Annotated in this window: 7 protein-coding genes; all 7 read left to right on the top strand. The window is 46.3% G+C overall.

From position 1 onward, the window contains the following. The first annotated feature begins 58 nt into the window (after positions 1–58). On the top strand, positions 59–895 hold the full coding sequence (locus tag BGO59_RS01440) for an MBL fold metallo-hydrolase (protein WP_293679416.1): 837 nt from the start codon (positions 59–61) through the stop codon (positions 893–895). Positions 896–974: 79 nt separating this feature from the next. Next, positions 975–1,742 carry a patatin-like phospholipase family protein gene (locus tag BGO59_RS01435; RefSeq protein WP_293679414.1) on the top strand — a complete coding sequence of 256 codons (768 nt, stop codon included), beginning with the start codon at positions 975–977 and terminating at the stop codon, positions 1,740–1,742. A 510-nt stretch (positions 1,743–2,252) separates the two neighbouring features. Beyond that, positions 2,253–5,528 carry a SusC/RagA family TonB-linked outer membrane protein gene (locus BGO59_RS01430; RefSeq protein ID WP_293679412.1) on the top strand — a complete coding sequence of 1,092 codons (3,276 nt, stop codon included), beginning with the start codon at positions 2,253–2,255 and terminating at the stop codon, positions 5,526–5,528. Positions 5,529–5,547: 19 nt separating this feature from the next. Next, complete coding sequence (locus tag BGO59_RS01425; protein WP_293679410.1) at positions 5,548–7,224, top strand: RagB/SusD family nutrient uptake outer membrane protein; 1,677 nt, start codon at positions 5,548–5,550, stop codon at positions 7,222–7,224. Between the two features lie 562 nt (positions 7,225–7,786). After that, positions 7,787–11,059 carry a SusC/RagA family TonB-linked outer membrane protein gene (locus tag BGO59_RS01420; protein WP_293679408.1) on the top strand — a complete coding sequence of 1,091 codons (3,273 nt, stop codon included), beginning with the start codon at positions 7,787–7,789 and terminating at the stop codon, positions 11,057–11,059. Between the two features lie 23 nt (positions 11,060–11,082). Beyond that, positions 11,083–12,726 (top strand): RagB/SusD family nutrient uptake outer membrane protein, encoded by a 1,644-nt coding sequence (locus BGO59_RS01415; protein WP_293679406.1) that lies wholly within the window; start codon positions 11,083–11,085, stop codon positions 12,724–12,726. A gap of 325 nt (positions 12,727–13,051) precedes the next feature. Continuing rightward, positions 13,052–14,125: TonB-dependent receptor plug domain-containing protein (locus BGO59_RS01410; protein ID WP_293679404.1), on the top strand; the 1,074-nt coding region annotated here is incomplete at its 3' end.

The raw sequence follows: 14,125 nt of genomic DNA, 5'->3' as shown, positions 1-14,125 counted from the left end.
GGTTCACGAATAGTAGACTTGAAACAGGTAAACGATTTAATTTGCTAAAAAACCTACTATGGCTCTTCAAACCCTCGATACTGGCTTTTTTAAACTGGATGGTGGGGCTATGTTTGGCGTTGTGCCCAAGCCCCTCTGGCAGAAATTGAACCCTGCCGACGAACTGAATCGCTGCACCTGGGCTATGCGCTGCCTGCTTTACGAACAGGGTAATCGACTCCTGCTCGTCGATACAGGCATTGGTACCAAACAGGATGCTAAGTTCTTCGGGCATTACGATTTACACGGCGATGCCAGCCTCCTCGATTCAATTGCCAAAGCAGGATATTCGACCAACGATGTTACCGACGTACTACTTACGCATCTGCACTTCGATCATGTGGGTGGCGCTGTTGAACGAAATGGAGACAGGCTAAAGCCATTATTTGACAAGGCAACTTATTGGGTACATCCGTCGCACTGGGATTGGGCCGTTCACCCTAATCCGCGCGAAAAAGCGTCGTTTTTATATGAAAATATTATGCCTTTACAAGAGAGCGGGCAACTGACTTTTCTGAGCGAACAACGATTTCCGTATACAGATATACAGTTGTTGTATGTAGACGGACATACTGAAAAAATGACGCTTCCCGTATTTCAGATCAACGGGAGGACCGTTGCCTATATGGCTGATCTGATTCCTTCGTCGGGTCATATACCGTTGCCCTATGTAATGAGCTATGACGTTCGACCCTTGCTGACGATGGAAGAAAAGACGCAGGTGCTGCAAAAAGCGGCAGCTGAAAACTGGATTCTAGTGTTTGAGCATGATCCCATTACCGAAGCCGCTACGGTCGAAATGACCGAAAAAGGGGTTCGGATCAAGGACAAAGGTCGTTTATCGGAGTTATTATAACGCAGACTTCTAGTTCGCAGCCTTATAAGAGGTTAACTCTTTTACGGACTAGAAGTCTGCGTTACACAACCGGAAAAACATGAAAGTTGGATTAGTCTTATCAGGAGGAGGAGCGCGGGGAATTGCCCATCTGGGTGTCATTAAGGCACTTCGTGAAATGGATATTCCATTTCATCATATTGCAGGTACTAGCGCTGGTGCCATAACCGGCGCTTTATTTTCGCAGGGATTTTCGCCTGATGAGAGTCTTAAAATCATTGAATCGTCATCGTTCGTGCGGCATCTGCGCCCAGCCTGGAATCGTATGGGCCTGCTTCGGCTCGATACGGTAGCCGAATTGTATAAAAAATATATTCCCCACGATTCGTTTGAGGGCTTACAAATTCCATTGCATGTGTTGGCTGTTGATCTGAACGAGGGTGAGCAGGTTGTATTTGAACAGGGTGAGTTGATTCGGCCAGTGTTGGCTTCCTGCTGCCTGCCAGGGATTTTTGAACCTATGCTGATTAACAAACGTCAGTATGTCGATGGGGGGGTGTTGAACAACTTACCTGTCGAAATTATCGAATCGAAAGTAGATTTTCTGATTGGCTCACACTGCAATATATTAGGCCCACGGAAACCTATACGTTCGATGCGTGGAGTGATTGAACGGAGCCTTGTACTGGCTGTTCAGAGTAAAACCAAAGATCGATTCGCTCGCTGTAACATTCTGATAGAGCCTCCTCAATTGGCGCAGTATAGCACTACCGACCTGAGCAAGTCCCGCGAACTGTTTCGTATAGGGTATCAGTACACAAAATCGATGGCTACCGATATTGAACGCTACTTTTTAGCAAGCAATTGAGGAGTTAAACGGTAAATAGACGATGGCGCGAGGAGGTTGACATCTGTTCAACCTCCTCGCGCCATCGTCTATTTGGTATGAAAGTAATATATTTATTGTATAATTATGTATGCATTGAAATATATTTACTTGTTATTATGTAACTCGGAAAGCTGATTTTGCATGGTTTGATGGAGATTAAAAAGGGGTTAAAATTGCTTGTAATCAAGCACTATTCTTAGAATATTCATATATAAAAGCTACTTAAAATAGAACTATTCTGTGACGGTATATACCTAGTAAAATTGCTTAGTCCATAAATTATTCCGGCAAATAGCCGAAATTGAAAAAGTTCTATTTGTATGTTTGGGTTATTTGTTTGGTAATTCAGAATATTATTCGGTATTAAATAAAATTAATGCAACAAGTATTGGTTAATATGTAAATAGGTAGACGATTTGCAAGCGTTTTTTCTAATCTATAGATTTGTTAAGCGGAGTATTCTTTCTTAACTTAACACTAATTGACAGAATGGGAAAACGTTTATTTATAAGCATATTTCTACTATGCTTACTTGGGTCTACTGCGTGGGCACAGGATCGAAGAGTAATTGGTAAGGTTACATCAGCTGAAGATGGCTCTCCTTTGCCAGGCGTATCTATCCTTGTAAAGGGAACGTCAAAAGGAACTACAACCGACGGTGGAGGGGTGTTTGATCTGATGGTGCCTTCTACTAAAGGGACTATATTAGTATTTAGCTTCGTTGGTACCACAACACAGGAAATACTGGTTGGTAATCAATCCGAAATCAATGTAAGTCTAGTATCCGACTCAAAGTTGCTAACTGAAGTCGTAGTAACAGGTAGTGGGATTGAAACCAGCAAGGCTAAATTAGGTATTGCTGTCGAAAGCGTATCAGGAAAAAACTTACCACAAACTCCGACAGCTTCGATTGATCAGGCGCTGATTGGTAAAATTCCTGGCGCTCAAATTTCTTCGGTGAGTGGTAATCCCGGTGACCCCGTTAATATTCTGCTACGGGGTATCAACTCCGTTCAGGGAGGTACCAAGCCGCTGATCATGGTCGATGGAGTGCAGGTAGCCGCTACTGACATCAACTCACTCGACCTGAGCAATGTGGACCGGATTGAGGTGGCGCAGGGAGCGGCTTCCGCTTCGATTTATGGCGCCCAGGGAGCCAATGGGGTTATCCAGATTTTTACCAAAAAAGGAAAGAAAGGTCGAGTTTCGATCAACGCATCGACCAGCTATTCGACAAACGAATTTCTGAATACGGGCAATGTGCATAAGGCTGATTTGCACCCCTATTTAACCGATGGCAGTAACAATCTGGTTGACTCAAAAGGGAATATTTTGAAATATACAGATTATGGCTCGGTTTTAGGCCTATCTTATCAGTATGGTGGAGCTACCCGTTATGCTATTCAGGATATTCGCAACGTGGCAGATAAGCCATACAATGCCAACCTAAAATATTATGATCACTTCAAGCAGATCTTCCAGACAGGCACAACAACAAACAACGCCATCAATATTTCAGGAGCTTCGGAGAAAAGCGATTTTAACATATCGGTAGCCAATAACCACAACGTTACCCCGATTCTGAAAAATGGGTATATCGACCGTAGTAACCTGTCGGCTAATGTAGGTACTGAGTTATTTAAAGGGTTTACAATCCGCTCGACAACCCAACTCGTTTATACCAAGAATACACTGAAACCTGGCCTCGGTGCTGCCGGTGGGCGGTATTATGGATTGGGCAATTCGCTGGGAAATATTGGCCGGGTGTATGGCTTCCTGAATACCTCGCCTTTCTTTGATCTGACAGCCCGAATGGCTGATGGGAATTACCCCTATAAACAACTGGCGGACTTTGTCAGTATCAACGCCAACGATCCGTTCTATAACCTGCAATACACGGATGGGCTGGACAATAAAGTTGATGTGATTCAGAATTTCAGCGCCAACTACAAGGTGAATAAATTCGTGGAACTGGATGCTAAATACGGCATCAACTACCGTAACGAAAATGCTCGCTGGACCTATTATAACCAGTCGCAGAATGCGAGTGCAGTCTTTTTCGGAGGAGGTAACTTTGCCAGCAACTTCGCTCCCGATAATACGGGCGAAATCGACAACTACCAATACACCACTACGTTCCAGAATTTCCTGGCAACGGCTTATTTACGAACCGATTTCCAGAACGATTTTCACATCAATCTGCCTATTCAGACTAGTACACAGGTTTCGTTCGATTATCGGAAAAATAAATATACTGAGTTCGATACCTATGGGGTTGGTCTTGGGTTGGCTCCGCCTTATAATATTAAGTCTACGAACTCGCAGGCCGTCGATTTCGACTACGTTCGCCCGTTTGTGACTTATGGGTATCTGGTGAATCAGAAAATTGATTTTGGTGATTATGGTGGCGTAACGGCAGGTTTCCGAAGCGACTGGTCGTCGGCGTTTGGTGGTGGTTCTACGCCCTTTACCTTCCCGCACTTCGATGGTCATATAGCACCATTGTCGTTCTTTAAGAACAGTGGATTGTCCAGTGCATTGCCTTACTTTAAATTGCGGGCTGCGTATGGCGAAGCTGGTATTCAACCAGGAGCCTTTGATCGGTATCCGGTCCTCGACCAGCAGAATATAGGTACTGGTTCGGGTATTGCCTACTCTGTGCAGCCTACCAGCAATAATCCCAACCTACAGGTAGAAGTATCCAAAGAGTTTGAAGTAGGAACCGATTTCACCATTGGTGGCAATGCAAATCGGGCCTGGTTGAATTCGATTTCGGGCTCGTTTACCTACTGGAAGCGGAAAAGTGAAAATGTAATTTACACGGTTAGTGTACCGCCATCACTGGGATCGACAGGGCAGTTGACCAATGCCATCGATATGTCGTCGAACGGGGTACAATTCTCGTTGACATTCCCTATTTATAACTCGAAAGGGTTGAAATGGGATCTGACCACCAACTTCGGGCATCAGCTATCTAAGATCGACGCAATTTCGGGAGGGGCCGATATTATTCTGACCACCTCGGCCGGTAGTACTGCGTTGGTATTGACGCCTGGCCAGCCTATTGGGCAGGTATATGGCTACAAAGCGCTGACAAGTCTGGATTATTTGCGGCAGGACGGGAAAACCCGGTATATCCAGCCAGGCAATGAATCGCAGTATACCATTGTAGATGGACGTGTTGTGAATAAGACCACCTATCAGATGCAGTTTACTGATGAGACGTATCCTCTGATGAATCCGAACCCGAAGTTCAATATGTCGTTCATCAACGGAGTAAGCTTTAAGGATTTCCTGACCCTGAACTTCCAGTTTGATTGGGTAAATGGTAGCCACCTCTATAACCAAACCAAAGAATGGATGTATCGGGATGGAATCAGCGGTGATTTTACAAAACCCGTAACCATTGATGGCAAAACTGGAGCCTATACGGCCTACTGGTCCAGTGCGTATTACAATCTGTGGGGTAGCCTGCGTGGTGCAGGTAACAACGCTACGAAAGATTTCTTCGTAGAAGACGCTTCGTTTGTACGGTTGCGGAATATTTCGCTGGCTTTCGACCTGGCCAAAGTGGTTAAAATACCTGCTCTTAATAAGTGTCAGATTGTATTTACAGGTCGTAACATTCTGACGTTCACCAAGTACTCAGGCTATGATCCTGAGATCAGCTCAGGTTCGCCTAACTCTTCATTCGACAGAGGAGTCGATCACAGTACACTGCCGAATACGAAATCGTATCAGGTTGGGTTGAACATTGGATTCTAATTTTAATATTCCTTCGGACATGAAACTGATTACTAAAAATAAATTTCTTCTTTGTTTCGCAGCTGTGGTCCTGGGTACTACCGCCTGTAAAGATCAACTGGATGTGGGCAACCCGAATGCCCCTACCGTAGCAGCCAACGTCAATAACGAGTCAGGGATTATTTCATTGGCTCAGGGGGCTGTTTATATCAATGGGTTTGCCAATGGTGATGGCTGGTTGGGTGATAGCTATTTCTCGCTTCCGTGGGGATACCTGGAGTTGATGGCTGATATGGTTGGCGCCGATGCGTCGAATAACCAGATTACTACCATCGCTCAACCCGATTATATTATTCTGGACGACGGAACCAAACAAACCAATACGGCTCCGCAGGTTGGTATTATTCGTTCGTACAATACGCGTGCGGCAACCGGCAATGGTAACAATGCCATCTATTACCAATGGCTGAATATGTATGCGCTCAATAATGCCTGTAATCAGGTATTAGGACTGGTTGATGGTATCAAATTCTCAGGCGATGCCGCATCTCGGGCAAATACTATTAAGGCCTGGGCCTATTGGTGGAAAGGGTATGCCTACGCTTCTATTGGCTCAATGTATTACGCAGGGCTGATTCTGGATAAGGCTGGGTCGACCAATGGGAATTATGTTCTACACGATGCCATCATCAATCAGTCGAATACGTTCTTCAACCAGGCTGCTGCTACTCTGGGAACTATTACCAGTGCAAGTGATTATCAGACCGTATTGAAACAGTTGATTCCTACCATCAATCAGGTTGGGCATGGTGGCGTTCCTACGGTTGATATGTGGAAGCGGAGCATTAATACGATGCTGGCCCGGAATATACTGTTGAATAAGCTGGCTCCATTTGTGAATGGTAATCCGTCGGCCACCATTAGTAAGTCGAACATGACAGCCATGACCACAGCCGATTGGAACAGTGTTCTTACGCTGGTCACCAACGGGATCAAGAAAGACGATATCGTTTTTACAGGTCGTAGCTCTGATAAAAATACGTTCATTACGGCCACGGGAGGGACGGTAGCCGCGTTGACGACGGGGGTGAACAATAGCACCACATTTAAAATCAGTGAGCGCTTTATCCAGAACTTCAATGCGGGCGATAAGCGGTTCACTAACAACTTTAGCACAGTCAATACGTATAAAAACAATTACATTTATACGACTCGCTATAACATGGTTGATGGTGGGAGTGGCACTGCCGGGGTTTATGTATACGGCACCACAGCGGTCGGCGCTTACGAACTCTACATTGCGGGTAGTTATGAAGAAAATGCGCTGATGCTCGCTGAGGCTAATATGCGGTTAGGAAATATCGAAGCCGGCTTGGGTTATGTCGATGCGGTAAGAACGTATCAGGGCGCTGGGGTTGCTCCCGTAGCAGGTACAGGATTAACGCTGTCAAAAGCGCTTACTGAATTGACGAAAGAGCGTAGAACAGCCTTGTTTAGCCGAGGATTAGCGTACTATGATAGCCGTCGGTGGGGCTGGACCTACGACATTTCGGCAGGCGGTGGCAGCTACGGAAACACGGTTGTTACAACGGCTGGTGTTGTTAACAAGAACGTGACGATCAACTATAATTTTATGGACTACTGGGATGTGCCAGCTGATGAGTCGGTGTTAAATCCGTCGACATCAGGCGTTGCGACCAAAAATCCGAATTATTAGTCGCTAGTTCAGTCTAATATACAGTATTGAGGTTTTATGCAAAAAGCACCGATTGATCGGTGCTTTTTGCATGTATGGCATTTAAAAGTTAGTAGTTGAGCATATTTACTCAATAGGTGATTCTGTATTATATGAAAATTATTTTTTGGAATGAACCTCAGTTTTATAGTGCCTAAAAAACAAATTAAAGTTGCATGGTGGCTATTTAATAGACATTCAGCCTTGTTTTTGACCGCTTATGGAAAAAAGAAGAGGTTAATGCAACAATAAGTCATGCTATAACGTCTTTAAGTATTTTGTTTTGTTAATTATAACTATTTCAATATAGATAAATGGTAAGTGTAAAATCTTGATAGATATATTATTCTGAATATAATCAATATTTATTCGTTTTTATTAATTTTAATTCTGTTTATGGTATATTTATTGGAATAATATTTTTTATATAGGTCGTTTATGTCTAATAAAATTTTAGGTGTCTTATTGTTGTAATTTGTATTATTCCTTTTTGATGTTAGTTTTGTCGACAGTAAAAACTGTTTTCACCTAACATCTAACGTACATGAGTAAATTTCTATCCTTGAGTTTCCTTCTGGTATGCTCGCTCTGGTCCACTGTGTGGGCGCAGGACAGGCGTATTACGGGTAAGGTCACATCGGCTGAAGATAACTTACCCTTGCCAGGAGTTTCTGTTGTGGTAAAAGGAACGACAAAAGGGGCTACTACCGACGCAGGTGGTATGTATAGCCTCGATGTTCCTGGTAGCAAGGCTGCAACGCTCGTCTTTAGTTTTGTTGGCGTTACCACGCAGGAAATCGCTGTTGGTAACGAATCGGTTGTTGACGTTAAATTGGTATCAGACAATCGCCAGTTATCAGAAGTGGTTGTAACCGGGGTCGGTGTCGCAACCGACAAACGTAAACTAGGTATTTCGGTCGAATCGATTACCTCCAAGAATCTGCCACAAACGCCAACCGCTTCTATTGATCAGGCATTGGTTGGGAAGATTGCCGGGGCACAGATTTCGAGTGGGAATGGTACGCCCGGTGCACCTGTCAACATTGTATTGCGGGGTATCAACACCATCAACCGGGGAACGGCACCGATCCTGCTGATCGACGGGGTACAGGTCGATGCTACGAATTACGATTCGAACGGGAACATCAATAATAATCCGACAGCCCTATTGAGTAGTATCGATCCGAATACGATCGAACGGGTTGAGGTAGTGCAGGGTGCAGCAGCAGCTACGCTGTATGGGGCGCAGGGTGCCAACGGGGTTATTCAGGTATTTACCAAAAAAGGGAAATCGGGCAAACTGAACATCGACGTAAGTTCGGGTATTACCCGGAGTGAGTACCTGAATGTGGGTGGCGTTGCGAAAGCGCAGTACAATGGCTTCATCGTTGATGCCAGCAATAACGTGATCGGCACATCGGGTAAACCACTTGAATTCAATCCGAATACTTTGGTTTACAGCGAAAATGTGCAGTACAATCCACTCGATGTGAATAACAAAGCCGATAAACCTTATACGGCTAATTTGAAGTATCAGGACCATTATGCCTACTTCTTCCGGCCGTCAAATACATACAACAATAGCATTGCGCTGACAGGGGGCACCGATAAAGTCGATTTTGCTATATCTGCTTCGAACAATCAACAGGAGAGTAATGTCATCAACAACGGAAATTATCAGCGCAGTAATCTGATGTCGAATATTGGTCTTCAGTTGGCCAAAGGCTTGACATTCAGGACTACCACGCAACTCGTATACACCCGTAGTACGATCAAAACCAACGACCGATTGATCCTGTACGCGGTGAACAATGCCCGTCCATTTGCTGATTTTTCGGCCCTAGACCCCGATGGTAATCCGGGTATTTATTATGGCGATGCGGTAGGGGTGAACCACAATAACCCCAGTTTCTGGCAGAAGTATACCGACAATAAAGACAATAAAGTGGATGTGATTCAGAACTTCAACCTGAATTATGTTGTCAACAAGTTTCTGACGCTGGATGCAAAATATGGCATCAATTACTCCAAGCAGGAAATACGGACGACCTATGCCAACCAGACCAAAAATCGGAATGTTATTGCGTTGAACAATAACTATTACCAGAACTATTTTGGTACAGATCCTTCGGGTGAGATTGACAACAACAGCCTGACTACTACGTACCAGAACTTCCTGGCCAGCGCGTATATCAATACTGATTTCCAGAATGATTTTGGTTCGAAGCTCCCTATCAGAACATCTACGCAACTATCGTTTGATTACCGTAACCGGAACTTCAAGCAGTTTTACACCTACACACTGGGTCTACCAACCTATGATCCATTTACAGCCGCTCAATCAGCCGTATTCCGCGTTCCCGGTGTGAAAGCTGCATCGGCAGGACGGGCTGGTTTACCGGCTGGTGGTGATTATAGTGAGCCGTTTATTACCTATGGCTATGTCGTCAATCAGCGGATCGATTATGGCGATCTGGCGGGTATTTCGGGAGGCTTCCGTACTGACTATTCTTCCGCTTTCGGTAGCGGTTCCAAGCCGTTTACCTTCCCTCGTGGCGATGCGTATTTCCGCATTTCGGCGTTGAAATTCTGGGAAAACAGCCCGGTGGCGGGCTTCTTCCCTGAGTTGAAGCTACGGGCTGCTTACGGACAGGCTGGTATCCAGCCGAAGCCATTCGACCGCTATCTGGTATTGAATACTCAGACCTTAGGCTCATCGAACTCCTTTTATACGCCAGCCAGCCAACCAAACCCGGCTTTGGATGTAGAGGTTTCGTCTGAACTTGAGGTTGGCGCCGATTTGGCCCTGACCCCGTCGAAAACGTCAAACTGGCTGAGCAGCGTTCGATTGTCGGCTACCTACTGGAAACGTTCTACCGACAATGCTATTTTCGATGTGAGTGGAATTCCATCAGCGGGGATCAATTCAATCAAAGACAATGCATTCTCGCTGGGCTCCAATGGGTTTCAGGCTTCGTTGAATACGACTGTTCTGCGGACCAAAGATTTCACCTGGAACCTGACAACGAACTTTGGGCGGCAAACGTCGAAGATCACGGCTGTGAAGAACAACGCCGAAGTCGTCGTACTGTCGAGTGCCGGTAGCTCGAACTATGTGCTGAAGGCTGGCGAAAAGATTGGTCAATTGTATGGCTATGTAACGGTTCATTCGCTGGATCAGAAAGACCCGGATGGGAATTTGCTTATCCCGGCCGATCAGCAGTCGCAATACACTGTAGCCAGCAATGGGATTGTGGTGAGCAAGGCAACGAAACAGCCTTTCTTCTCGGCTAATAAGTACAGCTTTGGCGATCCGAACCCGAAGTTCAATATGTCGTTCATCAACGAGTTTACGTTCAAAAACTTCCTGACGTTCGGCTTCCAGTTCGACTGGGTAAATGGTAGCCATATCTATAACCAGACGAAGGAATGGATGTATCGCGATGGGATTCATGCCGACTACGCAAACCCCATTACGATTGACGGAAATACGGGGGCCTGGACAGCTTTCTACCGGGGTGTGTATGCCCAGCGTCAGGCCAATGGCACGAAAGATTATTTCTATGAAGACGCTTCGTTCGTGCGGCTGCGCAACGTACAGGTTGGATTTGACCTGAGCAAAGTGGTGAATGTTCCCCTACTGCGCCGGGCTCAGTTGGTGCTGTCGGGCCGTAACCTGTTGACCTTCACCAAGTACACGGGCTTCGATCCTGAAATCAGTTCGGGTACAGGTAGTTCGGCCTGGGATCGTGGTACCGACCACAACACTATGCCAAACCTACGTTCGTATCAGGCTACGCTTAACATCGGGCTTTAATTTCAACCTTCAAGAACTTATCAATGAAAAAGATACATATTCTAGTGGCTGCACTGGTGCTGAGCTTTGCGACTTCCTGTAAAGATCAGTTGGACGTAAAAAACCCGAACCAGCCGACCGTAAGCAGTGCCAATACCGAATCGGGGATCATTAACTTCGCCCAGGGAGCTGCTTACATAAATGGATTTAAGGAAATCAAAACAGACCTGTATGATGGGGTTCCGGGTTACTTCTGGTCGGGGGCAATGGGCTTTCATGACCTCATGGGCGACATCATCGGCGAGGAAGCGGCTAACCAGTTTGGAAATCAGATTGGCGCACCCGATTATGTCATTCTGGACGATGGCTCTAAAGTTGTCAATCCGAATGCGCCAAGCACACAATGGGCTTTGATTCGGCAGGTTAACGTCAATTCCAACCAGGGGTCAAATCCGCTGTTTCATGAGTGGTGGTATATGTATTCGCTCAATAGCCAGATGAATAAAGTGCTGGCGCTGGCGGATCAGGTATCATTTACGGGCGATGCTAAAGCTAAAAAAGCGACCATTCAGGCCTGGGCCTACTGGTGGAAAGGCTTTGCGTATTCACACATCGGGTCGATTTACTATGCCGGTATCATCAACAACGATGCGACCGGGACTAATAATAATTATGTGACCAAGGAAAAGCTGATTGAAGAGGCCAACGCCAACCTCGATAAGGCGGCTTCGCTATTGCCAGCCGCTTCTACGGATTATACAGCTATCATGTCGCAGTTGATTCCGCCATTCAATCAGGTGGGTAAAGGGGGCGTACTTACACCTGATATGTGGAAGCGGAATATCAACACGCTGAAAGCCCGTAATCTGCTGGTGAACACAACGGTAAAAACCATGACTGCCGCTCAGTGGGGCCAAATCCTGACGTTGGCAACGGATGGTATCACCGCTACGGATAATGTATTCACAGGCCGTTCGAACCAGAATGGGGATTTCCTGTCGCCAACAGCCGGGACTGTTGCCGCTAAAGCAACGGGCGATCCGTCGGGGGGAGCTACGTATAAGATTTCGGAACGACTGATTCAGGATTTCAAAACGGGCGACCAGCGATTGGTAAACAACTTTACCCAACGCGCTACCCCCTGGATTGGCGAAAGCAGCCGGGGAAATGCCTTCAATACACGTTGGGCACTGCTGGATGGAGGTAAAAAACTGGCGGGTGTATCAACGTTAAGTGATCGTACACCGGGCGCTACGGAACTATATCTGGCAGGCAGTTACGAAGAAAACGAACTGATGAAAGCTGAAGCCCTGATCAATACCAGCAAAATCGAAGACGGCTTAAAATCAATCGACGCCGTTCGGAAGTATCAGGGCGCTGGATTGGCGGCTGTAGCGGGTACAGGACTCACACTCGATCAGGCAAAAGAAGAACTTCGCCGTGAGCGTCGGGTGGGGTTGGCGTTCCGGAACCTGTCTTTCTACGATGCCCGTCGGTGGGGCGTTATCGACGATGTAGCACAGGGCGGTGGTCGAAAAGGAGCCGTTGTTGTGGATAAAGCCGGGAAGGTAAGTACCAACGCCACGATCAACTACAACTTCCTGGACTATTGGGATGTGCCCGATAATGAGTTGAAGTACAATCCGGCCGCATCGGGTAGTGCGCCTACCTCGAACCCCAAAAAGTAAATTAGGTCAGTTGCCATACTTTGTAAGGCTCTACGTCGTTGATGTAGAGCCTTATTTCTTTCCGCCGTTCGAGTATCTGATTAAACTTCTATGAAATTGCATCGGATGGCTGTATATTGACGTATAGGAAATGAGCCTATGAAAAAAGAAGTATAAGCAATGAATTAAAAACGAAAACAAGGCTGTAGGCTACGCTGTCAGTAGATTTATACGATGCCGATAATTTTTTCGTTTAAAAAATTGTAGCTTGAAGCGCTCATTAGTAAATCGTTTTTCAGATTTAGCGTGTAAACCCCCAAAAGCATTTACTTGGTATAACCTATACATGAGAAATTTTTATCGTGTTATTAGCTGGTCAGCTTTGCTGATCATGCTGCCGGGCTATCTGCTGGCCCAGGCTCAGCGTATAACAGGGAGAGTAACTTCAGCACAGGATGGTCAAACGTTGCCCGGTGTGAATGTGGTGGTCAAGGGAACCACCACGGGGACTACAACCGATGCCAACGGGAATTATAGCCTTACGATTCCCGGCCCTAATGCGGTTCTGGTGCTGACGTCCATTGGTTTAAACTCACAGGAAGTCCCGGTAAATAACCGAACGGTTGTCAACATTGTCATGCAGGAGTCCATCAACGAGCTTACTCAGGTCGTTGTAACCGGCTATAATACCACGCAGCGTAAGGACATTACAGGCTCCATTGCATCGATCACATCCGATAAGTTTAAAGATATTCCGATCAATAGCCTTGACCAGGCATTACAGGGCCAGGCAGCCGGGGTGCTGGTTACGCAGTCGTCCGGCACACCGGGTGGCGGACTTTCGGTTCGGGTTCGGGGCAACACCTCCATCTCAGCCTCTAACCGTCCCCTATATATTGTCGATGGTGTACAGATTCAGGCAGGGGCTTTAACAACGGGCTATGGTGGCCAGAACGACAATGCCCTGGCGCTGCTTAACCCGAATGACATTGAATCCTTTCAGATTCTGAAAGATGCTTCGGCTAAAGCTATTTATGGTTCCCGAGCAGCCAATGGTGTTGTGCTGATCACGACAAAACGGGGAAAGGCGAATCAGAAAACAACGATTACAGCGGATGCGCAGCGGGGCTTTACCGAAATCATCAAGCGGCCTAATCTGCTGAATTCATCCCAGTTGCTGGATTTACAACGAGAAGCCGTGATCAATGCGGGGCAGGACCCCGACAAGTTGGGTTTGATTAAAGGGGTGACGGACGGGATCAATACCAACTGGCTGGATATGGTGTTGCGGAAAGGGATCTATCAGCAATACCAGGTGTCGGCGCAGGGCGGTAACGAACGCACCCGCTTTTATCTGAGCGGTAACTATCGCGATGAAGAAGGGGTGCTGATCAATAACCGATTCTCCCGGATGAGCGGT

The organism is Spirosoma sp. 48-14 (assembly GCF_001898575.1).
In the GTDB taxonomy this organism is placed as follows: Bacteria; Bacteroidota; Bacteroidia; order Cytophagales; family Spirosomataceae; genus Spirosoma.
Note: the sequence above shows the minus strand (reverse complement) of the source record. Positions and strands in the feature narration are given on the sequence as shown.

Coding starts and splice junctions, on each gene's coding strand:
- BGO59_RS01430 (WP_293679412.1), top strand. CDS start 2,253: ATGGGAAAACGTTTATTTATAAGCATATTTCTACTATGCTTACTTGGG.
- BGO59_RS01440 (WP_293679416.1), top strand. CDS start 59: ATGGCTCTTCAAACCCTCGATACTGGCTTTTTTAAACTGGATGGTGGG.
- BGO59_RS01415 (WP_293679406.1), top strand. CDS start 11,083: ATGAAAAAGATACATATTCTAGTGGCTGCACTGGTGCTGAGCTTTGCG.
- BGO59_RS01420 (WP_293679408.1), top strand. CDS start 7,787: ATGAGTAAATTTCTATCCTTGAGTTTCCTTCTGGTATGCTCGCTCTGG.
- BGO59_RS01425 (WP_293679410.1), top strand. CDS start 5,548: ATGAAACTGATTACTAAAAATAAATTTCTTCTTTGTTTCGCAGCTGTG.
- BGO59_RS01435 (WP_293679414.1), top strand. CDS start 975: ATGAAAGTTGGATTAGTCTTATCAGGAGGAGGAGCGCGGGGAATTGCC.